This window comes from Actinomyces israelii, from assembly GCF_030253495.1.
GTDB classification, from domain to species: domain Bacteria; phylum Actinomycetota; class Actinomycetes; order Actinomycetales; family Actinomycetaceae; genus Actinomyces; species Actinomyces israelii.
Genome location: NZ_CP124548.1, coordinates 2,988,529 through 3,009,501 on the forward strand (window position 1 = coordinate 2,988,529; position 20,973 = coordinate 3,009,501).

Consider the following 20,973-nt stretch of genomic DNA (forward strand, 5'->3'; position numbering starts at 1 on the left):
TTGACAACGTTAGCAGCGCCGCCCCTGGCCGTGGAAGCGGGCGGGCGGGTCGGCGCCTGTGAGACCGCCCACCCGGTCCACGCGCTCGGGCGTGTCGCGCCCGGCCCTCCGGCGGCGCGGGGCCCGGTGCGCTCCCGCCGCCGGCCGGGCGGGGCAGCCGGCCCGCCACACGTAGATCCCGTCCAGAACCACGCCGGCGCCCAGGGCGAGGGCCCACCACGGGAACCTGGGCACGTCCGGGCGCTCGCCGGCGACGTCGTCGTCCGGCGTGGGGATCCTCTCCCCCGTGACCAGGATGCGGTGGGTGTTGACCCCCAGCGGCGTGCAGGTCACCAGGGTCATGAGATCGCGGTCGGGGTCGGCCCGCAGCTCCTCGGTCTGCTCGGGCTCGACGACCTTGGTCTCCACCACGCGGTAGGTCAGCACCTCGCCGAAGACCTCGGCGGTGAAGGTGTCCCCCACCCCGACCCTGTCGAGGTTGGTGAACATGGTGGCGTTGGCCAGGCCGCGGTGCCCGGTGATCACCGAGCGCGCGCCGGTCCCGCCCACGGGCAGCGAGGTCCCCTCCAGGTGCCCCAGGCCCTCCAGGAGGGTCTGGTCGGAGGTGCCGTGGTAGACGGGCAGGTCCAGGTCGATCGACGGGATGCGCAGGCGGGCCATGAGGCCGACGCCGTTGGCGTTCAGGATGGCGTTGTAGTCCAGGCCGTCGCCGCCGGCGCTCCCCGCCCCGGTGGGGACGTGCGTGTTGGCCTCCAGGACCGCGCCTACCGACAGGGCGTCGTTGTAGGCGTGGGCCTGCGCGATCTGGGTGGCGGCGTCGGGGTCCGCGTTGTCCACGCCGCTGGAGTAGTCGGCCACGACCTTGGACTGGTTGTACTGGGACGCCCAGCTCGCCGCCGTCGGGTAGGCCAGGGCCAGCATGCCGATCAGGGCGAGCAGGGCGGGGACGAGGGAGTAGCGCGAGAGCCGCCAGCGGCGCCTGCGCCTGTCGGCGGCGTGGGCGGAGCGGTGACGGCGGGGGCTTGCAGGGTTCATGGTCGGCGGGTCTCCTGACGACGGGCGCGAGCGTGGCGGGGAGACGCAGAGATCTCCCCGCCACGCGATGTCGGTGCAGAATCTGCGCAGAGCGCCTGCTGGCGCCGGCCGGGCCACCAGCGGGTGATCGCAGCCGGCGCCGACGAGGGGGGTCAGTCCCTCTCGCGCATCTTGCGGGAGCGGGCCACGAGGGCCGCGCCGGCGGCGAGGGCGACAAGGCCGGCGCCGAGCGCCATCAGGAGCAGGCGCCCGTTGGCGCCCGTGAGCGGGAGCCGGGGCACGTCCTGCTTGGTGTTGGGCACTGTCAGGTCGTAGGAGCCGGTCGCGGTAAGGCCGGCCTTGACGGTGACGGGCCTGTCGGCGCTGGCGGGCAGCACGTAGCCGGCGGGAGCGGCCGTCTCGACCAGCACGTAGCAGCGCTGGGTGCGGTCCGGGACGACGGAGGTCTCGCCGGGCGCGCCCGTCTTCTTGTCCACGAACAGGCCCGCGATGGACACCACGCCGTCGTCGCCGGAGGTGAACTCGGTGGCGCCGTCGACCGAGATGGGCGCGCCGTCCTTGACCGCGTTGTCGCACGAGGCCGCGTAGGGGTCGGCCGCGTTGTAGACCTGGAAGGTCGCGCCCTTGAGGGCCTTGGCATTGTCGGCGTCGGTCTTGGAGACCTTGACGTCGCCCCAGCTGGTGACGACCTTGTTGGTGGGCGTGCCCGGCTCATCCGGAGGAGTGACGGGCGGGTTGTCCGGCGGACTGTCCTGAGGGACGACGTCGACGTACAGGGTCGCGGTGTTCTCAATGGTGCCGCCGGCGGGCACGGAGACGACCTTGGCGGTGAAGACGACCTCAATGGTCGAGCTCGGCTTGGTCTTCAGGAAGGCCAGCCCCGCCTTGGTGAAGCCGACCGAGACGGTCTGCCCGGGGGTGACCGTGTAGTAGGAGGAGTCCACGTCCTGGCCGTCGATCCTGACCGAGGCGACGTCGCCGCTCGACAGGTTGGAGTCCAGCGGGTCGGAGATCACGAAGTGCTTGAAGGAGTCCGTGGCGGCGATGCTCGGGATCGTCGCGGTGACCGGGAAGGTGACCTGGCTGTCGGTCTTCAGGCCGTTGGCGGCGACGTTGACGTCCTTGGCCGGGGCGAGCACGACGGTGTTCTTCGGGTAGACGTTGACGTCGTAGAGCCACTCGCCGTTGCCGTTGGCCGCGTTCGTGGCGTTGTTCGGGAAGGGCACCGTCACGACGAAGGGCGCGGCCTTGGTCTTGACGGTGCTGGGGGCACTGGTCTCGCACACGAGGTAGGCCGCCACCGGCAGGCTGCCGATGGTCGTGTCGCCCTGGGCGTTGGTCGGGGCGCCGGCGGCGCCGCCGTCGAAGGTGTGGCCGCCGAACGAGGGGCTCGCGTAGTCGGCGCCGCAGGCGTCGGCCGGGACCGCGAGGTTCTTGAGCCCATCCCAGGCGGCCTGGGTGGTCAGGTCCAGGTCGGTGATCCTGTACGCGGTGAAGACGACGTCGGCGACGCCCGCACCGCCCGTCCCCGTCTGGCCGTCGGGGGTGCCGTCGGCGCTCTGGGAGCCGGACTCGTGCTTGTGGATGATGAGCGAGCCGGTTCGGCCCGTATCGATGTTGCCGAGGTCGGCAGCGTGGGCGAGCGTCGCCCCGCCCAGGCCGACACTGGCCAGAGCGAGTGCTCCGACGGCGGCGGCGACCCTGCGCCCGAGAGCGCGAGTAGTCCTACTCATGGATGTGGTTGTCCTTTCATCGTGCGCGACCATGCACGGCACGGTCGCGCGGATGCCGGGATGGGAATTGCGGTTGCGGGACACAGGGCGGGGCCGGCCACGGGCGGAGGCCCCCGCCCACTCGGCTGAGTGTCCTCAGTGAACGGTCTGCGAGCGGCGCCTCCTCACGATTGCGGCGATCATGGCGAGGGCGCAGAGCACCGCACCGCCGATGAGGAACAGGTGCGCGCCGAGTCCGCCGGTCAGCGGCAGGAGGGGCACGCCGGCTTTGGAGTTCTTGAAGACCTCGTCGAAGGACCGGGCGAGGTCGTCCGGGGAGATGGTGAACTCGTGCACGGTCCTGTCCAGCGTGTAGCCGGCCGGAGCCTCCCTCTCCGTCAGGGAGTACGCCTGGTCGCTCCAGGCCAGTCCGCGGACCTCGAAGGCGCCGGGAGAGGGATCCTGGTCCTTGTACTCGCCCGCCTCACAGGGGGCCTGGCCGCAGTCGGTGATCACCGTGTCGGCCGGTACGCCCGGGCCGGCGAGGGTCCAGGTCGATCCCGACAGCGGCTCGGCGCTGTCCGCGTCGGCCTTCCGCCAGCTGATGGAGCCCACGAGCCGCTTGTCCACGAAGGCGCCGGCGTCCACCGTCTGGCCGACGTCGTCGGCGCTGACGGTGACCGTGTGCACGGTGGTGTCCAGCTCGTAGCCGGTGGGCGCGCTCCTCTCGGTGAGCGTGTACGTGCCGGGGGCGACGTCGTTGAGCAGGAACTTGCCCGCGGCGGGGTCCTTGTCCACGCCGGCGCACTCGGCGGCCGAGTCGGCCGTGCAGTCGGTGACCTCGGCCGCGCTGCCGCCCGGGTCCACCGGCCGCCAGGTCCATACCGAGCCGCCCAGCAACGGGCCGTCGTCGGCGTCGTCGAGCTTGGTCCAGGACACGGAGGGGAGGCGCTTGTTGATTACGCCGTTGTCGGTGACGCCGTTGACGGGCACCAGCGTCCCCTCCAGGGCCGAGCCCTTGATCTGCGTGAAGGCGAACTCGCCGGTGGCGGCGGTGTAGCCCGGCGGCGCGATGGTCTCCGAGATCGTGTAGGTGCCCCACTTCAGACCGGTGAGGCTGAGCTCGCCCGGGTCGGGGTCCTGGTCCTCGTAGGCGCCCGTGCCGCACGTGCCCACGCAGTCGGCCACGCGGGTGCCCTGGGGGACCTCCGGCCCCGACAGGGCCCACTCCGACCCACCGACGGGGGTCGCGCCGTCGGCGTCGAGCTTTTTCCAGGTCAGGGACCCCGGCTTGGTCGCGTTGGCGATGTCGCAGGTGACGCGGTCCTGGTTGTTGACCGTCAGCGTCGCCTTGCCGTCGGTGGTACCGCCGACGGCGGAGGAGTAGCTCTCCCCGCTGGTGCCCGGGGTCTCCCGGCAGGTCCACTGGCCGGGCTCGTAGCCCGCGGCCTCCGGGTTGTCGGAGGACTCGGACAGGCTCACCTCGCCCTGGGGAATGGACTGGGGGTCGCCCGTGGTGCCCTGGCCGGAGCGGGTGACGTCGCCGGACCGCCCCTGAACGGTCCACTGGTCGGCGGACAGGCCGGGAACCTCGTCGGAGGCGTAGCCGTTGTCCACGGTCTTGTTGAGCTGGAGGGTAGGGATGCGGATGGAGACCTTGTAGTCCTCCACCTCGCCGGTGGCGGTGATGCCTGTCGGCTTCTGGTCGTTGCCGTCGTTGTCCTTGGTCATGCGCACGCGCATGTAGCTGTCCGGCTTGGAGCCGGCCTCGCCATCCACGCTGCGCACGGTGTTCGTGACGTCCTGGGGGACCTTCCAGGTCAGCGTCGCGGTATTGCCGCCGCAGGGCACCTCGTCGCTCTTCTCGGTGTCGTCGAAGACGCCGTTGTTGTTCCAGTCGATCCAGCCGGCGATCTTCCCGCCTCCCTCACAGGTGACGGCCTCCGTATGGGTGGCGCCGGGCGCGGTGCGTATGCCGCCGTTCCATGAGGTGGTGTCGATGGCGTCCTCGTCGTCGAAGATGCCGTTGTCGTCATCACCGCGGGCATCGGCGCTGAACATCTGACGGCCCTCGGCGTCGATGCGCTCGCCGAGGCGGGGGGCGCTCTGGTCCAGGTACATGGTGGCCTGGGGCTGCACCCCGAAGGCATCGGTGGTCGAGGAGACCTCGCCGCCCTGCCACTTGGGCTGGAAGAGCGCGCCGGAGTAGCCGTAGGACTCGGGGGCGTCGCCGAAGTCGGTGGCGACGATCAGGCCCAGCGCCACCGCCGAGTAGCCGGAGCCCTGCATGGTGATGGTGGCCTTGGTGGCGCCCTCCATGAACATGACGGCGTCGGGCCCGCCCAGTCCGTTGGGGCGGGAGTAGCTGCCTCCGCTCTGGTAGACGCACTCCTCATCGCTGGGCATGAGGCGCAGGGTCTGACCGCCGTCGGAGACCTCGGCGTCGGTGGTCACCTGCTTGCCGGTGTTCTTGGAGATGCACGGATCGGAGCGCATGGTGTCCAGGACGCGCCAGGTCACGGACTGGTCGGTGCTGGCCTGGATCCACTCATCGGTCCACTCGGTCGTCGCCCAGGACTTGATCCCGTAGCGCCGCGAGGAGGCCTCCGCGTCGGCGAAGACGAGTCCCGCGACGGGGACGGACGTGACGCTTCCGTCCGGGGCGTGGAGCTCGGCCGCGCAGGAGTAGTCCACGCTCACGCGGGCGGCGTAGCCGGTCGGCTCAGTGCTGGCCCCCGGCGTCCCCCACTTCTTCCCGTCCCAGGTGTTGGCGCCGTTGTAGGCGTATCCGTTGGCCAGACCGATCGCCATCTGATTCTTGTTGACGTAGTCGGCGGGGTAGGTCAGGCCGCTGTGCCAGACCTCGCTGCCGTCGCTCCACTGGCCGGGGCCACCGACGTTGTAGAGGTTGTCGAGGGCGTCGCCGGCCCAGGCGCCGGGGATGGTGGCCACCAGCGGGCCCTTGGACTGCGCGTCGGTCAGGTCGGGCGAGTGGCCGAGGTGCTGGAGATTGGACAGGGTGCAGGTCGTCACAAGACTTCCGGCGTCGCCCAGGTCCCGCTCATTGACGAAGTCCTTGGTCTGGCCGTAGTCGAGAACGGGGACGTTCGGCTTCGCCTGGTCCTTGAACTGGGTGTCGTAGTCGCCCCACTGAAGCCACTGAATGGTGTCGACGTAGCGGCCCGAGCCTCCGGTGGCGAAGACCGCGGGAAGGCTGCCGCCGGCCGCGGGGGCAGCGGAGGCCGCTGTGGGAACAGCAGTCGAGCCGAGTGCGAGGGCCGCGCCGGCGCTGCACACGGCGACAAGACTCACGACACGGCGGCACAGGCGCGCCGAGCGGGAACGGATCACTGAAGAACTCCAATGCAATCTGAAGGCGTGGGTCTGCCTGACAACTGATCTTCTAGGAACACGAAGAACTCTATGTCCCATTTATAGGAGTTCTTAAACGATAGGATATCGATAAAGCATCGATTCGCTTACGATGCGGGCCGAAACCGGGATGATCGGACCCGGAAGCGCAGCGGAGCGCCTTCCGCTCTCCGCCGCCATGGCGCAGAGGGCCTGTGAAACTCGGCCAAATGCTATGCGACGATCCTCCGCTATTAGTCTCGGAAAGATCTCGTTAGGAGCGCGATTCCGCAACGCCGGCCACCGAGATCGGTCGGGTTCCGCGTCGAGATCGGTTCCGGCTCAGGGGCGCCTCCCGGCACCGGCTCGCTGCGGTCCCACGCGCCGTCGGGACGGCGCTCGCGCCCTGCTCGGCCGCGCGGTGCGTACACAGACGGCGCGTACGCGGGCAGGACGCTGGAGCGTGATCAATCGCCTCGATCAGGTTCGCCTCCGCCATCCGGCTCCGAGAACCAGCCACCTTGCGCGCCCCATCTTCTCCGAGCCCTGTTCCAGGAGGCGCACGCATCCCGGCCGCCAGCGGTCACGGCTGCCGGCCTGGACCGATCTCGACGCGGAACTCGACCGATCTCGAGCCGGAAGTGAACCGATCTCGACGAAGAACGAGCGCTCCCCCTGCGCCGAGATACTCGGCGCAGGGGGAGCGCTGGAGTCAGCCGTTTCGGGAACGGCCGGCGCCGGTCAGAGCGTCACTTGACGATCTTGGTGACGCGGCCGGAGCCGACGGTGCGACCGCCCTCGCGGATGGCGAAGCCGAGGCCCTCCTCCATGGCGATCGGCTGGATGAGCTCGACGCTCATCTCGGTGGTGTCGCCGGGCATGACCATCTCGGTGCCCTCGGGCAGGGTGATGACGCCGGTGACGTCCGTGGTCCGGAAGTAGAACTGCGGACGGTAGTTCGAGTAGAAGGGGTTGTGACGGCCGCCCTCGTCCTTGGTCAGGATGTAGACGTGGCCCTCGAACTGGGTGTGCGGGGTGATGGAGCCGGGCTTGACGACGACCTGGCCGCGCTCGACGTCCTCGCGACGGGTGCCGCGCAGGAGCAGACCGCAGTTCTCACCGGCCCAGGCCTCGTCCATGGACTTGTGGAACATCTCGATGCCGGTGACCGTGGTCTTCTGGGCCTCGCGGATGCCCAGGATCTCGACCTCGGAGTTGAGCGGGAGCTTGCCGCGCTCCACACGACCGGTGACGACGGTGCCGCGGCCGGTGATGGTGAAGACGTCCTCGATGGGCATGAGGAAGGGCTTGTCCATGTCGCGGACCGGGGTCGGGATGTAGTCGTCGACCGCGTCCATGAGCTCCTTGATCTTCGGAGTCCACTCGGGGTCGCCCTCGAGGGCCTTGAAGGCGGAGACGCGGATGACGGGGGCGTTGTCGCCGTCGTACTCCTGGGAGGACAGCAGCTCGCGGACCTCCATCTCGACCAGCTCGAGGAGCTCCTCGTCGTCGACCATGTCGCACTTGTTGAGGGCGACCAGCAGGACCGGCACGCCAACCTGACGGGCGAGCAGGACGTGCTCGCGGGTCTGGGCCATGGGGCCGTCGGTGGCGGCGACCACCAGGATGGCGCCGTCCATCTGGGCCGCGCCGGTGATCATGTTCTTGATGTAGTCGGCGTGGCCGGGGGCGTCGACGTGGGCGTAGTGACGCTTCTCGGTCTCGTACTCGACGTGCGCGATGTTGATCGTGATACCGCGCTGGCGCTCCTCGGGGGCCTTGTCGATCTCGTCGAAGGGGGTGAAGGGGTTGAGGTCCGGGTACTCGTCGTGCAGGACCTTGGAGATCGCAGCGGTCAGCGTCGTCTTGCCGTGGTCGACGTGACCGATCGTTCCGATGTTGACGTGCGGCTTGGTCCGCTCGAACTTGGCCTTGGCCACTGGTGTCCTCCTGGGACTCGGGTAGTTGCTCTTCGTCGTGATTCGACTAACCCTATGCTAGCCGTGACGACGCTGAGAGTCTCTACTGATGGATTGTTGGAAATCTTACTGAAAGGGGGCGCCTCGGGCGCAATCGCCGAGGCGGCCCGGGGGCCGGAGGCGAATACCCGGCCCCCGGGACGCGTGATCACTCGCCCCTGGCCTTGGCGATGATCTCGTCGGCGACGGTCCTGGGAACCTCGGCGTAGGAGTCGAAGCTCATCGAGTACACGGCGCGCCCCTGCGTCTTGGAGCGCAGGTCGCCGACGTAGCCGAACATCTCGCTCAGCGGCACGGCGGCCTTGATGACCTTGACCCCGACGGCGTCCTCCATGGCCTGGATCATGCCGCGACGGGAGTTCAGATCGCCGATGACGTCGCCCATGTACTCCTCGGGCGTGCGGACCTCGACGGCCATGACCGGCTCGAGGAGGACCGGGGAGGCCTTCCGCGAGCCCTCCTTGAACGCCATGGAGCCGGCGATCTTGAAGGCCATCTCGGAGGAGTCGACCTCGTGGTAGGCGCCGTCGACGAGGGTCGCCTTGACGTCCACCACGGGGTAGCCGGCCAGCACGCCGGTGAGCATGGCGTCCCGGACGCCCGCGTCGACGCTGGGGATGTACTCGCGGGGCACACGGCCGCCGGTGACGGCGCTGACGAACTCGTAGTGGGCGACCTCACCGTTCTCATCGGCCTCGGGCACCAGCGGCTCGAAGGACATCTGCACCTTGGCGTACTGCCCGGAGCCGCCCGTCTGCTTCTTGTGGGTGTACTCGACCTTGTCGACCTTCTTGCGAATGGTCTCGCGGTAGGCGACCATCGGGTTGCCGACATTGGCCTCGACCTTGAACTCGCGGCGCATGCGGTCCACGAAGACGTCCAGGTGGAGCTCGCCCATGCCGCCGATGACGGTCTGGCCGGTCTCCTCGTCGAGCCTGACGGTGAAGGTCGGGTCCTCCTCGGAGAGCTTCTGGATCGCAGTGCTCAGCTTCTCCTGGTCGCTCTTGGTCTTGGGCTCGATGGCCACGTGGATGACCGGGTCCGGGAAGGTCATGGACTCCAGGATGACCGGGGCCCCCTGGGCGCACAGGGTGTCGCCGGTGGTGACGTCCTTGAGGCCGATGAAGGCGTAGATGTGGCCGGCGTGGGCCTGCTCGACCGGGTTCTCCTTGTTGGAGTGCATCTGGAAGAGCTTGCCGATGCGCTCCTTCTTGCCCTTGGTGGCGTTGGAGACGACGTCGCCCTGGGAGACCTTGCCGGAGTACACGCGCACGTAGACCAGCTTGCCGTAGAAGGGGTGCGTGGCGACCTTGAAGGCGAGCGCCGCGAAGGGCTCATTCTCGTCGGCCGCGCGGGTGAGCACCTCCTCCTCGTTGCCGGGCCGGTGGCCCTCGACGTCGGGAACGTCCAGCGGGGAGGGCAGGTAGTCCAGGACGGCGTCGAGCACGGGCTGGACGCCCTTGTTCTTGAAGGCCGAGCCGGCCATGACCGGGAAGGCCCCGCCGGCGATGGTGAGCTTGCGGACGCCGGCCTTGATCTCGGCGACGGTGAGCTCCTCGCCCTCCAGGTACTTCTCCATGAGCTCGTCGTCGGCCTCGGCGACCGCCTCGACGAGCTCGCCGTGCAGCTCCTCGGCCTTGGCGACCAGGTCGGCGGGGATGTCCTCGTAGACGACGACGGCGCCGCGGGTCGCCTTGCCGTCGGCGTCCTTCTCGGGAAAGCGCACGGCGCGCATCTCCACGACGTCGACCACGCCGGAGAACTCGGACTCGGCGCCGATCGGGAAGTTCAGCACGATCGGCTTGGCGTGAAGACGGTCGCGGATCGTCTGGACGGAGAACTCGAAGTCGGCGCCCAGCTTGTCCATCTTGTTGATGAAGCAGATGCGCGGGACGCCGTACTTGTCGGCCTGCCGCCACACCGTCTCGGACTGGGGCTCGACGCCCTCCTTGCCGTCGAAGACGGCGACCGCGCCGTCGAGCACGCGCAGGGAGCGCTCGACCTCGACCGTGAAGTCGACGTGGCCGGGGGTGTCGATAATGTTGATCTGGTTGTTCTTCCAGAAGCAGGTGGTGGCCGCGGAGGTGATGGTGATGCCGCGCTCCTGCTCCTGCTCCATCCAGTCCATGGTCGAGGCGCCGTCGTGCGTCTCGCCGATCTTGTAGTTGATGCCCGTGTAGAACAGGATGCGCTCTGTCACGGTCGTCTTGCCGGCATCGATGTGGGCCATGATGCCGATGTTGCGGACCTTCTTCAGGTCGGTCAGCACGTCGAGTGCCACTAGTGAAGTCCTTCGTTGTTCGGTCGGTTCAAAGTGATGACGTCGGCCGGCCTCCGCCGGGGCGGGCCCGGTCGACGCGCCGCCGTCACCAGCGGTAGTGGGCGAAGGCCCTGTTGGACTCGGCCATCCGGTGCATGTCCTCGCGGCGCTTGACCGCAGCGCCCAGACCGTTGGAGGCGTCCAGGATCTCGTTCATGAGGCGCTCGGTCATGGTGTTCTCGCGGCGCTGGCGGGAGAAGTCCACGAGCCAGCGCAGCGCGAGGGTGGTGGCGCGGTTGGGGCGGACCTCGACCGGCACCTGGTAGGTCGCGCCGCCGACGCGGCGGGAGCGGACCTCCAGTGCCGGGCGGATGTTGTCCAGGGCGCGCTTGAGGACGGAGACCGGGTCCTGGTCCGTCTTGGATCGCACACCCTCCAGGGCGCCGTAGACGATGCGCTCGGCGGTGGACTTCTTGCCGTCCAGCAGGACGCGGTTGACCAGCTGGGTGACGACCGGGGAGCCGTAGACGGGGTCGACGGCGAGCGGGCGCCGGGGGGCGGGGCCCTTACGAGGCATTACTTCTTCTCCTTCTTGGCGCCGTACTTCGAGCGTGCCTGCTGGCGGCCCTTGACGCCCTGGGTGTCGAGGGAGCCGCGCACGATGTGGTAGCGGACACCGGGAAGGTCCTTCACACGGCCACCGCGCACCAGCACGATGGAGTGCTCCTGGAGGTTGTGGCCCTCGCCGGGGATGTAGGCCGTGACCTCGATGCCGGTCGACAGGCGCACGCGGGCGACCTTGCGGAGGGCTGAGTTCGGCTTCTTGGGGGTGGTGGTGTACACGCGGGTGCACACGCCACGGCGCTGCGGGCTGGACTTGAGCGCGGGCGTCTTCGACGCCGAGCGCTTGGTCGAGCGGCCCTTGCGGACCAGCTGCTGAATGGTAGGCACTACTCGATCTCCATAGTGAAGTGCATCTGGACATTTCGCTGCCCGCCCACCGGCCCCGCTCCCCCATCGGGCGCGCACGCCTCCACGGAGCTGGGCCGGCCCGCCGCCGTCGGCCTGCCGACGCGCTGCGTCCGGAGCCCCCGCGGAGGGGCCCGTCGGTTCCCGCCGCGGCAGACCCGCGTGGCACCGGCGTCGGGGCCCGCCCGACGGGTGCTGGGAACGGAATGGAGAACGGCGACCCGCGTGCGGGCACCGCGGGCCAGGATACGTGCTCGACGACGGCGCCCACCATCCCAGGGCGGCCCACGGTTTCGTGGTTCTCACCACTGAAGAGCCCATGAGGCGCCTATGACCCGACTCCTGACGGCTGGCGCGCCAGCGGGGTGGGGAGCTGGGAGAGGATCTGGAGCGAGGTTCGGTGGGCCGGGGCCGGGCGAGCCTGTGGCTGTTGACGCTGATGATGATCTCTTGGAGAGGCTTGAGCGTGCGCACGAGCTTCTTGATCGACACCCCAGCATCGCCGAGTAACTTCCCATCCACCGCGGTGGACGCAAGCGCGCGCCCGAGCGTCCACTACCGGGACCCTCGAGGAAGGAAGCCGCTTCTCCCCCAGGAGCCCGCCTCCCCACTTTCGGCCTCTCGCAGCCAGGCGCGCAGCCTCCTGCGCCCAGCCGCCCGCTCCGCACCCACCTCCACCTCAACGGACTCCGGGTGATCCTTCTCCATCTCTTGACCCGGCTTCCCACCGCCCCGAGGAGCCGGCCCACAGGACCTCGCCACCTCGGCTATCGTCCGGTCCCTTCACCCGCCACATCAAGCACGACCCGCTCCCCGAGCTCACCGCTGTAGCTCGATGCCGACACAACCAGATTCCAGCCTCATCGCCCAAGAACAGCACTCTTTCCACCACTGCCCGAGAAACACCAGGCACCTCAGATCGCCGGGCCCCAAGAACAAAGACGCGCCGATAAGACGGAGCGGGAACGACCCGCCTCGGAAGCGCCGCACCGGCGACGCGCGCGCCGAAACCTCAGCCCCTCAACATAGGATCACCCGGATGCATCAGCACGGAGGCGAGGCGGGCAACCCTCCGCAGGTACCGGTCGAGCAGCGCAGACAGACAACGGGACCCCCTCACGAGAACAAAACTCATTGTTGCGAAATAACAGGAGCTGAAGCCCCACCAGACGCTGAACAGCATGCTATCGCCGTCGCCTCGGGCAGACAATACTAAAGAACTTATACAAGCGTTCCGCTTGACATTCATGCCGTTATCGTCTAGGCAACGAGCCCTCCGCCAGCTTGCAGACACCGCACACGGCCGTTCGCGCAGCCGTCAGTACACGCCCGTCGAGCCCGTAATGGTCACGTTGGGCTCGTCCTGGCCCTCGACCCACTCGATTTCTCCCTCGAACTTGAACTCGTTCCGCTCCGGCCTGGAAGACGAGTAGCTGAGGGAGGACGTGGTCGTCACGACGATCCTGTCGCTCGTGAAGTCCATCGTCGAGTCGATGGTGACGTCCGCGGCCTCCGTTGTGACCTCCATCTTCGCTATATAGCGCGACTGCAGGGCGTAAGGGCACTCGGAGCTCATGTTGCTCGGCGGGGTGGTGCAGTCCGTCGTCTTCTGCTTGACCTTGTCAAGCACGAGGTCCTTGAGCTCCTGGGTCGGTTCGGCGCCCACCGACAGCGTCTGGGTGGATGAGCCCGGCGAGCCGCCCGACGAGCCGGAGCCTTCCGGATACGCCTCAAGCGACGTCGTGTCCGGAGTCAGGTACTGCGCGCGGGACTCACTGGCCGAAATGCTGTAGACGCCGAAGTAGACGTACTGTTCCGTCTCATAGGGCCCGTGCACGCGGCCGCCGCCCTTGCTGAGCGGCACCTCCTGGCCTCCGATGGTCAAGGAGTCGAAGGACGAGGACAGCTCCACCTTGTTGACCAGGGCATTGTCCGCGTCATCCGTCATCTCCCAGCTGTCGAGCAGCCCGTACTCCTTGTCGCCCCTGCTCAAGGAGAATGTGTGCTCGAGCTTCTGCCCGTCGAGCCGGAACGTCGCGGTCACGCGGGCCGTGTCATCGTCTCCATCGACATCGGGCTTCTCGACGTTGATCGCCGTAATACGATCGGTGGCCGCGCCGAGAGCCTCATCGGTCAGGAGCAGACGCTTGCCGTCAGGCACCCCCGGATCGACCATTTTGCCGGCCTCCTGCGCGTGGCCGTCAGCGATGAGACGGAGGTAGGTCTCGACCTGCTTCTCCGGACCCCGATAGGAATTCAGGATGTTGACGGCGACCACTCCGGCGATGGCCAGGACCAGAACGAGCCCCAGTGCGCCGAAGCCGACCTTGAGCTGCTTCTTGACCGCCGGACTCATCGGCGCCGGATGAGGCGCCGGCGCCGGAAGCCCCATGGGAAAGGTCCCGGTCGCACCGGAGGCCGCCGAGGGAACCGGCGTGCCCGCCATCGGCACCGCCGAGAACGCCCCCGTCGCACCGGAGCCCACCGAGGGCGCGGGTGGCAGCGGAACCGGTCCGAGGGCCGCCGTCGCGTCGCCTGCCGGGCCCTCCGTGTCGGCTGGCGGCGGCGGAACAGGAGCCAGGGCCGGGTCGGGCCCGCTTCCCAGAGCCGCCGTCTTGGCAGGCGGCGGGGGAACCGGTCCGAGGGCCGCCGTCGCGTCGCCTGCCGGGCCCTCCGTGTCGGCTGGCGGCGGCGGAACGGGGCCCAGAGCCGACACCACGTCATCAGCGGATGGCTCCGGCTCCTCGGACGCCTCGGACTCCTCGGACGCCGACGGCGTCGATGCCGACTCGACCGTTGGAGGCGCACTGAGTTCGGAAACCGGCGTCTCAGCGTCGCCGGTGTCAGGCTCCGCAGAGGCATCGGCCAGCATCGCGTCACCAGCGGATGACTCAGACTCCGGCTCCTCGGACACGCCGTGATCGGACGGGACTGGGGTCTTGCCGCTCATGCTGAGACCTTCCTGGGAGAGGGTATGGGTGCATTGTGATCCACCACCCACCGGATGGCCAAATGCGTCCGCATCTCAAGCAGTGCACGCACGCAACGGCATCCGATGCGGCTGGGCTCTTAGAAAGTGGAGTAGCCTGCGCGCGCGATCTTGAAGCCGTGACCGTTCTGCTGGTTCCAGCACCTGACGCCGTCGTCGGCAGAGGTGCAGGCGAAGGCCCCGCTCTTGACGCTCTCCCCGTAGTCCAGGGTCATCGCCGTGCCGTCGGTCGCGAACTCCGAGCCGCAGGCCAGGGACGTGCTGTCCTGGACGGTCATGGAGAAGTAGACCTCATCGCAGTCTTCCAGCCCGGCGTCCCCGTAATCTCGCGCATAGATTGAGCAGGCGGCCCGGTTGTCGCCGATCTCGCAGGAGATGTTCTGCGAGGGCGACTGGAATCGGCTCGCCGAGACGGCGTTCGACGGAGCGGGTGAGACACTCGGCGTCGGCGTGGGCGACGTACGCGTATGCGAGCTGGTGGAATGCTCAAGCGACTGTCCGCAAGTGCGTATGACTACCGCGATACCGATGATCGCGATGGCGATGACCAGCCAGCGGCCCAGCTGAGCCTGGAGCCTACTCGACGAAGCGCTCGAGGGCTGACGCTAGTCGTCTGGCTGCTCGTGGTCTGCCGCTGGGCCTCGTCCCGCTGCTGTGCCTCGGCCTGTTGGCGAGCGCGCTCAGCGGCCAGGTGATCCTTCCACGTTTGGTCTGCCTTCGCCGTGGTCGATCGCATCCACTCCCGCAGGTCCTCCGGACAGGACGGATTCAGCACGAGAACCGGGTGGAGCTCCGGGTAGAGGTCCGCGATGTTGCCGAGCCGCTCCGGGGAAGTCGATGGATCGGCGGCCTCAGTCGCCTCTGGAATGTCCCGGACCTTCATCGGCGGACACCTTCCAGAGCGCAGCACCCCGGTGCATCAGGATCAAGACGCCGCCCCATGTGTGCCGCACACGCGGTGGAACCGCCCGCGACCGCCGGGAACGCACTGTGATGAGAGACCGGAACCATGAGGGAACTCCTGGTGATGGTGGAGCGAAACCGAGCAATGTGATCGCACCATCGTGCCCCCTCGACAGGACGATGACCAGTACAAGTTCTTATACATCCGCCAGGAGACACCCGTCCGAGGCCCGGGGAGGGGCGCTGCGGGCGGCAGGCACATGCCGGTCGCCCGCAGCGCCCTGCGAATCACCCGTTGCCATCACCGCCGTCGCCGTCGCCGGCATTGCCACCACTGTCGTTGTTACCGGCACCATCGCCGTCGCCGGCATCACCGCCGTTGTCGTTACCGGCGCCGTTGCCACCGCCGTCGTAGCCGCCGCTGCCGGCACCACCATCGTTGTTACCGCCGTCGCCGTCACCGGTGGTGCCGCTGCCGTCCTGTCCGGTGCCGCCCTGGCCGCCCTGGCCGCCCTGGCCGATGCCAGTGCCATCGGCGCCCTGAAGAATGCGAAGCAGGTCGTCGCGCCAGGGCACGTTGACGCCCATGCTCTTGAACTGGTCGAGAATGCCCGTGACCTGGCTGATATCGACCTTGCCCTTCATCTGCTGGGCCTCGGCGAGGGTCTGATCCTTCAGCTGGGTGCCGCCGAAGTAGGCCGCAGCGGCGGTGGAGCCCAGGGGCAGCACCAGGCTGCCGAGCAGCAGCATGATGGCCGCTGTCTTGGGCCGCGCCCGGGCGCAGGCGACGAGCGCCGCAACGAAGGCGAAGAAGGCCAGCAGCGCCCCCGCCCCGACGGCGATGGCCGCCGGCATGTTGACGATGTCCGACTTGCCGAGGACGATGTCGAAGACGCGGAGCGAAGTCAGGAACGTGTAGACCCCCCACCCCAGCAGGACCACCGAGGCCACGAGCAGGACGGTCCCGATCGGCAGGGCCGCCGTGCGCCGCCTGAGCGACCGGTTCGGCGGCAGCACCTCGGACTCCGGCTCGGGCTGCCGTCGCGACCTTCGCTCGGACCGGGGCTCCGGTGCCGGCTGCGTCGCGGGCTCGTTCCACTGCGCGGGAGCCCCGGGGGTCTGAACCGACGGCGCCGGAGCGTAGGCGGGCGCAACAGTCGTGGGCCGGCTGTCCGCCCACTCGTCTGCCCCGGTCGGCATGACAGAGGTCGCGGGCTGTTCCCCGGACCAGTCCCCCGCCCCGGTCGGCATGACAGAGGTCGCGGGCTGTTCCCCGGACCAGTCCCCCGCCCCGGTCGGCATGACAGAGGTCGCGGGCTGCCCGCCGGACCAGTCAGTCGGAAGGGCCTGGGTGGGCATTGAGTCGGCCGGATCCGGGGACGCGGACCCCTCGGGCACTCCATCGGTGCGCCGCAGGATGCTGGTGCGCTCCGCAGGGCGCGGTGCGCCGGACCTGGGGTCGTAAGAACGAGGTTCGGGCGGTGTGGAGACAGACAAGGTGAGCGCTCCTGTAGCGGGTAGGCGTGCTGTCGTCACGAGGCTACGCCCTTGACCCGCGGACGTCACCAGCCCGCGCCCCGGTGACCTTTCCCATGCGCCGTTCTTCAGGGCGTCGGCGTCCCCTTCGCTGAGATCGGTCGTACTCCGGCTCGAGACCGGTGGCGGCCTTTGCCGGCTCCGCCGAGCCCGTCTCCGACCGGGCCCGGAGCTGGGCCCCGGCCCGGTCGGACGGCTTGTGCGCGCAGAATGCGCTCAGAACTGGTAGTCCTCGCCCGCGGAGGAGAAACCGGTGCGGAAGTCGTCGGAGAAGTCCGCGCTGAAGCCGCCGCCGAAGGAGAAGTCGTCCAGCGCGACCGCCTCGCCGACGCCCAGCATGTTCTCGCCCGCACTGGCGCGGGCGAAGACCTCGGCCTTGACCTCCTCGGTGGGCTCCACCTCGATGTCGGAGTAGCGGGCCAGGCCCGTGCCGGCCGGGATGAGCTTACCGAGGATGACGTTCTCCTTCAGGCCCAGCAGCGGGTCCGACTTGCCGTTCATGGCGGCCTCGGTGAGCACGCGCGTGGTCTCCTGGAAGGAGGCGGCGCTCAGCCACGAGTCCGTGGCCAGGGACGCCTTGGTGATCCCCATGAGCTCGGTGCGCCCGGAGGCGGGCTTGCCGCCCTCGGCCACCACACGGCGGTTCTCGGCGCGGAAGTGCATGACGTCGACCAGGTCCCCCTGGAGGAGGTTGGTGCCCCCCGCCTCCAGCACGGTGACGCGGCGCAGCATCTGGCGCACGATCACCTCGATGTGCTTGGAGTGGATGTCCACGCCCTGGGAGCGGTAGACCTCCTGGACCTCGTCCACCAGGTGGCGCTGGGTGGCGCCCACCGACCGCAGGCGCAGCACCTTCTTGGGGTCCACCGGCCCCTCGGTCAGCGCGTCGCCCGGCTCCACGTGGGCGCCGTCGACGGCCAGCAGGCGCTGGCGGCGCGAGACCGGGACCACCAGGTCCTCCTCGCCGTCGTCGCGGGTGATGAGCAGGCGCTTGCCATCGGCGTCGTCCTCGATCTTGAGGGTGCCGGCGGCCTCGGCCACGGCGGCCTCGCCCTTGGGCGTGCGGGCCTCGAAGAGCTCCTGGACGCGGGGCAGGCCCTGGGTGATGTCCGCGGCGCCGGCCGCACCGCCGGTGTGGAAGGTGCGCATGGTCAGCTGCGTGCCGGGCTCGCCGATGGACTGGGCGGCGATAATGCCGACCGCCTCGCCGATGTCGACCCGCTTGCCGGTGGCCAGCGAGCGGCCGTAGCAGGCGGCGCAGGTGCCGACGGCGGAGTCGCAGGTCAGCACCGAGCGGCACACGACCTCCTCGATGCCGGCGTCGATCGCCCTGGTGATGGCGCCGTCGCCCAGGTCGGTCCCGGCGGGGATGACGACATTGCCCTGAGCGTCGACGGCGTCGCGGGCCAGCGTCGTGCCGTAGACGGTGGTCTCCAGGATGTCGGAGACCTCCCGGATGCGCTCGCCGTCCTCCTCCTTCCAGGTCACCAGGCGCTTGGTCAGGCCCTTGCGGGTGCCGCAGTCGTCCTCGCGGACGATGACGTCCTGGGAGACGTCCACCAGGCGCCGGGTGAGGTACCCGGAGTCGGCGGTGCGCAGCGCCGTGTCCGCCAGGCCCTTGCGGGCGCCGTGGGTGGCGATGAAGTACTCCAGGACGCTCAGGCCCTCGCGGTAGTTGGACTTGATCGGGCGCTCGATGAGGCGCTGCCTGGGGTCGGCCACAAGCCCGCGCATGCCGGCGAGCTGGCGGATCTGGTCCCAGTTGCCGCGGCCGCCGGAGGCCACCATCTGGAAGACGGTGTTGCGCTGGGGGAAGTTCTCGCGCATCGCCTCGGCGACCTCGGTGGTCGCCTTGGTCCAGATGTCGATCAGGGACTTGTAGCGGTCCTTGTCGGTCAGGGCGCCCATGCCGAACAGGCTCTCGATCTCGGCGGCCTCGGCCTCGTAGCGCGCGAGGATCTCGGGCTTGGAGGGCGGGGAGACGACGTCGGCGAAGGCGACGGTGATGCCCGACCAGGTCGACCAGTGGAAGCCGTTGGCCTTCAGGGCGTCCAGTGAGGAGGCCACCTCCACGCGCGAGTAGTTCTCCGCCAGGGCGTTGATAATGTCGCCGAGCCTCTTCTTGTCCACCGTGTAGTTCACGTAGGGGAAGGACTCGGGCAGCGCCGTGTTGAACAGGGCCCGACCCAGCGAGGTGCGCAGGGTGATCGCCTCGCCCTCGCTCCAGTCCTTGGGGGCCTGCCAGTCGGCGGGGGCGGTGATGCCCTCCTCGAAGCGGATGTCGCAGGCGGCGTTGACGTCGAGCTTGCCGAAGTCGTAGGCCATGACCGCCTCCGCGAAGGAGGAGAAGGACGGGACCACCGGCTCGCCGGAGCCGTCGACCTCCACCGGGACGTCCGGGTCAGGCTCCTGGGTGAGGTAGTAGGTGCCGATGATCATGTCCTGGCTGGGCATGGTCACCGGGCGGCCGTCGGAGGGCTTGAGGATGTTGTTGGAGGAGAGCATGAGGATGCGGGCCTCGGCCTGCGCCTCCGCCCCCAGCGGCAGGTGGACGGCCATCTGGTCGCCGTCGAAGTCGGCGTTGAAGGCGCCGCAGACCAGCGGGTGGAGCTGGATGGCCTTGCCCTCGATGAGCTGGGGCTCGAAGGCCTGGATGCCCAGGCGGTGAAGCGTGGGGGCGCGGTTGAGCAGCACAGGGTGCTCGCCGATGACCTCGGCCAGCACGTCCCACACCTTGGGGTTGGCGCGCTCGACCATGCGCTTGGCGGCCTTGACGTTCTGGGCCTCCTTGAGCTCGACCAGCCGCTTCATGACGAAGGGCTTGAACAGCTCCAGGGCCATCTGGCTGGGCAGTCCGCACTGGTGCAGCTTGAGCTGGGGGCCCACCACGATGACGGACCGGCCCGAGTAGTCCACGCGCTTGCCCAGCAGGTTCTGGCGGAAGCGGCCCTGCTTGCCCTTGAGCATGTCGGACAGGGACTTCAGCGGCCGGTTGCCCACGCCCGTGACCGGCCGGCCGCGCCGCCCGTTGTCGAACAGGGCGTCGACGGCGTCCTGGAGCATGCGCTTCTCGTTGTTGACAATGATGGTCGGGGCGCCCAGGTCCATCAGCCGCTTGAGGCGGTTGTTGCGGTTGATGACCCGACGGTAGAGGTCATTGAGGTCGCTCGTGGCGAAGCGGCCGCCGTCGAGCTGGACCATGGGGCGCAGGTCCGGCGGGATGACCGGGATGTTGTCCAGGACCATCGCCTCCGGTGCGGTCTTGGTCAGGCGGAAGGCGTTGATGACCTTCAGCCGCTTGATGGCCCGGGTCTTGCGCTGGCCGGTGCCGCCGGCCACGACCTCGGCCAGCGAGGCGGCCTCGGCCTCCAGGTCGAAGGTGCGCAGGCGCGCCTGGATGGCCTCGGCGCCCATGGCGCCCTTGAAGTAGATGCCGTAGTCGGCGACCATGTCGCGGTAGAGCACCTCGTCGCCCTCCAGGTCGCCGACCTTGAGGGACACGAAGCGGTCCCAGACCTTGTCCATGTGCTCCAGGGTCCGGGCGTTCTTGCGGCGCAGGGCCGTCATCTCGCGCTCGGCCGTCTTGCGGGCCTTGTCCCGCTGGGAGGCCTCGGCGCCCTCGGCCTCGAGCTGGGCCAGGTCGGCCTCCAGGCGCTGCTGGCGCGCCTCGACGTCGGCCAGACCGGCCTCCTCGATGTGCTTCTTCTTGACCTCGAGCTCATTGCGCAGGGACGGCAGGTCGTCGTGGCGGCCCTCCTCATCGACCTCGGTGACCATGTAGGCGGCGAAGTAGATGACCTTCTCCAGGTCCTTGGGCGCGAGGTTGAGCAGGTAGCCCAGGCGCGAGGGCACGCCCTTGAAGTACCAGATGTGGGTCACGGGCGCGGCCAGCTTGATGTGGGCCATGCGCTCGCGGCGCACCTTGGAGCGGGTGACCTCCACGCCGCAGCGCTCGCAGATGATGCCCTTGTAGCGCACGCGCTTGTACTTGCCGCAGGCGCACTCCCAGTCGCGGGTGGGTCCGAAGATCTTCTCGCAGAAGAGCCCGTCCTTCTCCGGCTTGAGGGTGCGGTAGTTGATGGTCTCGGGCTTCTTGACCTCGCCGTGCGACCAGGACTTGATGTCCTCCGCGGTGGCCAGGCCGAGCTGGATCCTGTCGAACACGTTGGCGTCGAGCACAGTTCCTACTTCCGATTAGGTGGTCAGCTCATGAATGTTGTGGGCGGGCGGCCGCGTCGC

12 protein-coding genes are annotated in these 20,973 nt (G+C 68.9%); all 12 read right to left on the reverse strand.

What is annotated here, in order from left to right:
* Positions 1-9: 9 nt before the first annotated feature.
* Positions 10-1,035: a class C sortase gene (locus AIF0345_RS12565; RefSeq protein WP_268916390.1), complete on the reverse strand. Its 1,026-nt coding sequence runs from the start codon at positions 1,033-1,035 to the stop codon at positions 10-12.
* Between the two features lie 152 nt (positions 1,036-1,187).
* On the reverse strand, positions 1,188-2,768 hold the full coding sequence (locus tag AIF0345_RS12570) for a SpaH/EbpB family LPXTG-anchored major pilin (protein ID WP_268916391.1): 1,581 nt from the start codon (positions 2,766-2,768) through the stop codon (positions 1,188-1,190).
* Between the two features lie 135 nt (positions 2,769-2,903).
* Positions 2,904-6,098, reverse strand: coding sequence for a CshA/CshB family fibrillar adhesin-related protein (locus AIF0345_RS12575; protein WP_404975933.1), 3,195 nt, complete (start codon positions 6,096-6,098; stop codon positions 2,904-2,906).
* 749 nt (positions 6,099-6,847) lie between these two features.
* Positions 6,848-8,038, reverse strand: coding sequence for an elongation factor Tu (gene tuf / locus AIF0345_RS12580; RefSeq protein ID WP_043558695.1), 1,191 nt, complete (start codon positions 8,036-8,038; stop codon positions 6,848-6,850).
* 187 nt (positions 8,039-8,225) lie between these two features.
* Complete coding sequence (gene fusA / locus AIF0345_RS12585; RefSeq protein ID WP_043558697.1) at positions 8,226-10,358, reverse strand: elongation factor G; 2,133 nt, start codon at positions 10,356-10,358, stop codon at positions 8,226-8,228.
* An 85-nt stretch (positions 10,359-10,443) separates the two neighbouring features.
* A complete protein-coding gene (gene rpsG, locus AIF0345_RS12590; protein ID WP_008729401.1) occupies positions 10,444-10,914 on the reverse strand; it encodes a 30S ribosomal protein S7 in 471 nt (156 codons plus the stop codon).
* Positions 10,914-11,288, reverse strand: a complete 375-nt coding sequence (gene rpsL, locus AIF0345_RS12595; protein ID WP_043558700.1) for a 30S ribosomal protein S12 — start codon at positions 11,286-11,288, stop codon at positions 10,914-10,916. The genes rpsG and rpsL overlap by 1 nt, the downstream gene beginning before the upstream one ends.
* 1,336 nt (positions 11,289-12,624) lie before the next feature.
* Positions 12,625-14,256 carry a hypothetical protein gene (locus AIF0345_RS12600; RefSeq protein ID WP_268916392.1) on the reverse strand — a complete coding sequence of 544 codons (1,632 nt, stop codon included), beginning with the start codon at positions 14,254-14,256 and terminating at the stop codon, positions 12,625-12,627.
* Positions 14,257-14,375: 119 nt separating this feature from the next.
* Positions 14,376-14,573, reverse strand: a complete 198-nt coding sequence (locus tag AIF0345_RS12605) for a DUF6636 domain-containing protein (protein ID WP_268916393.1) — start codon at positions 14,571-14,573, stop codon at positions 14,376-14,378.
* A gap of 236 nt (positions 14,574-14,809) precedes the next feature.
* Positions 14,810-15,178 (reverse strand): variant leucine-rich repeat-containing protein, encoded by a 369-nt coding sequence (locus AIF0345_RS16845; RefSeq protein WP_449701833.1) that lies wholly within the window; start codon positions 15,176-15,178, stop codon positions 14,810-14,812.
* Between the two features lie 308 nt (positions 15,179-15,486).
* A complete protein-coding gene (locus AIF0345_RS12610; protein WP_268916394.1) occupies positions 15,487-16,215 on the reverse strand; it encodes a hypothetical protein in 729 nt (242 codons plus the stop codon).
* 735 nt (positions 16,216-16,950) lie between these two features.
* Positions 16,951-20,913, reverse strand: a complete 3,963-nt coding sequence (locus AIF0345_RS12615; RefSeq protein WP_268916395.1) for a DNA-directed RNA polymerase subunit beta' — start codon at positions 20,911-20,913, stop codon at positions 16,951-16,953.
* Positions 20,914-20,973 lie beyond the last annotated feature (60 nt).

Excerpts from the sequence above, each read along its gene's own strand:
- AIF0345_RS12570 (WP_268916391.1), bottom strand. The coding sequence starts at position 2,768 with ATGAGTAGGACTACTCGCGCTCTCGGGCGCAGGGTCGCCGCCGCCGTC.
- AIF0345_RS12600 (WP_268916392.1), bottom strand. The coding sequence starts at position 14,256 with ATGAGCGGCAAGACCCCAGTCCCGTCCGATCACGGCGTGTCCGAGGAG.
- AIF0345_RS12605 (WP_268916393.1), bottom strand. The coding sequence starts at position 14,573 with ATGACCGTCCAGGACAGCACGTCCCTGGCCTGCGGCTCGGAGTTCGCG.
- rpsG (WP_008729401.1), bottom strand. The coding sequence starts at position 10,914 with ATGCCTCGTAAGGGCCCCGCCCCCCGGCGCCCGCTCGCCGTCGACCCC.
- AIF0345_RS16845 (WP_449701833.1), bottom strand. The coding sequence starts at position 15,178 with ATGAAGGTCCGGGACATTCCAGAGGCGACTGAGGCCGCCGATCCATCG.
- AIF0345_RS12565 (WP_268916390.1), bottom strand. The coding sequence starts at position 1,035 with ATGAACCCTGCAAGCCCCCGCCGTCACCGCTCCGCCCACGCCGCCGAC.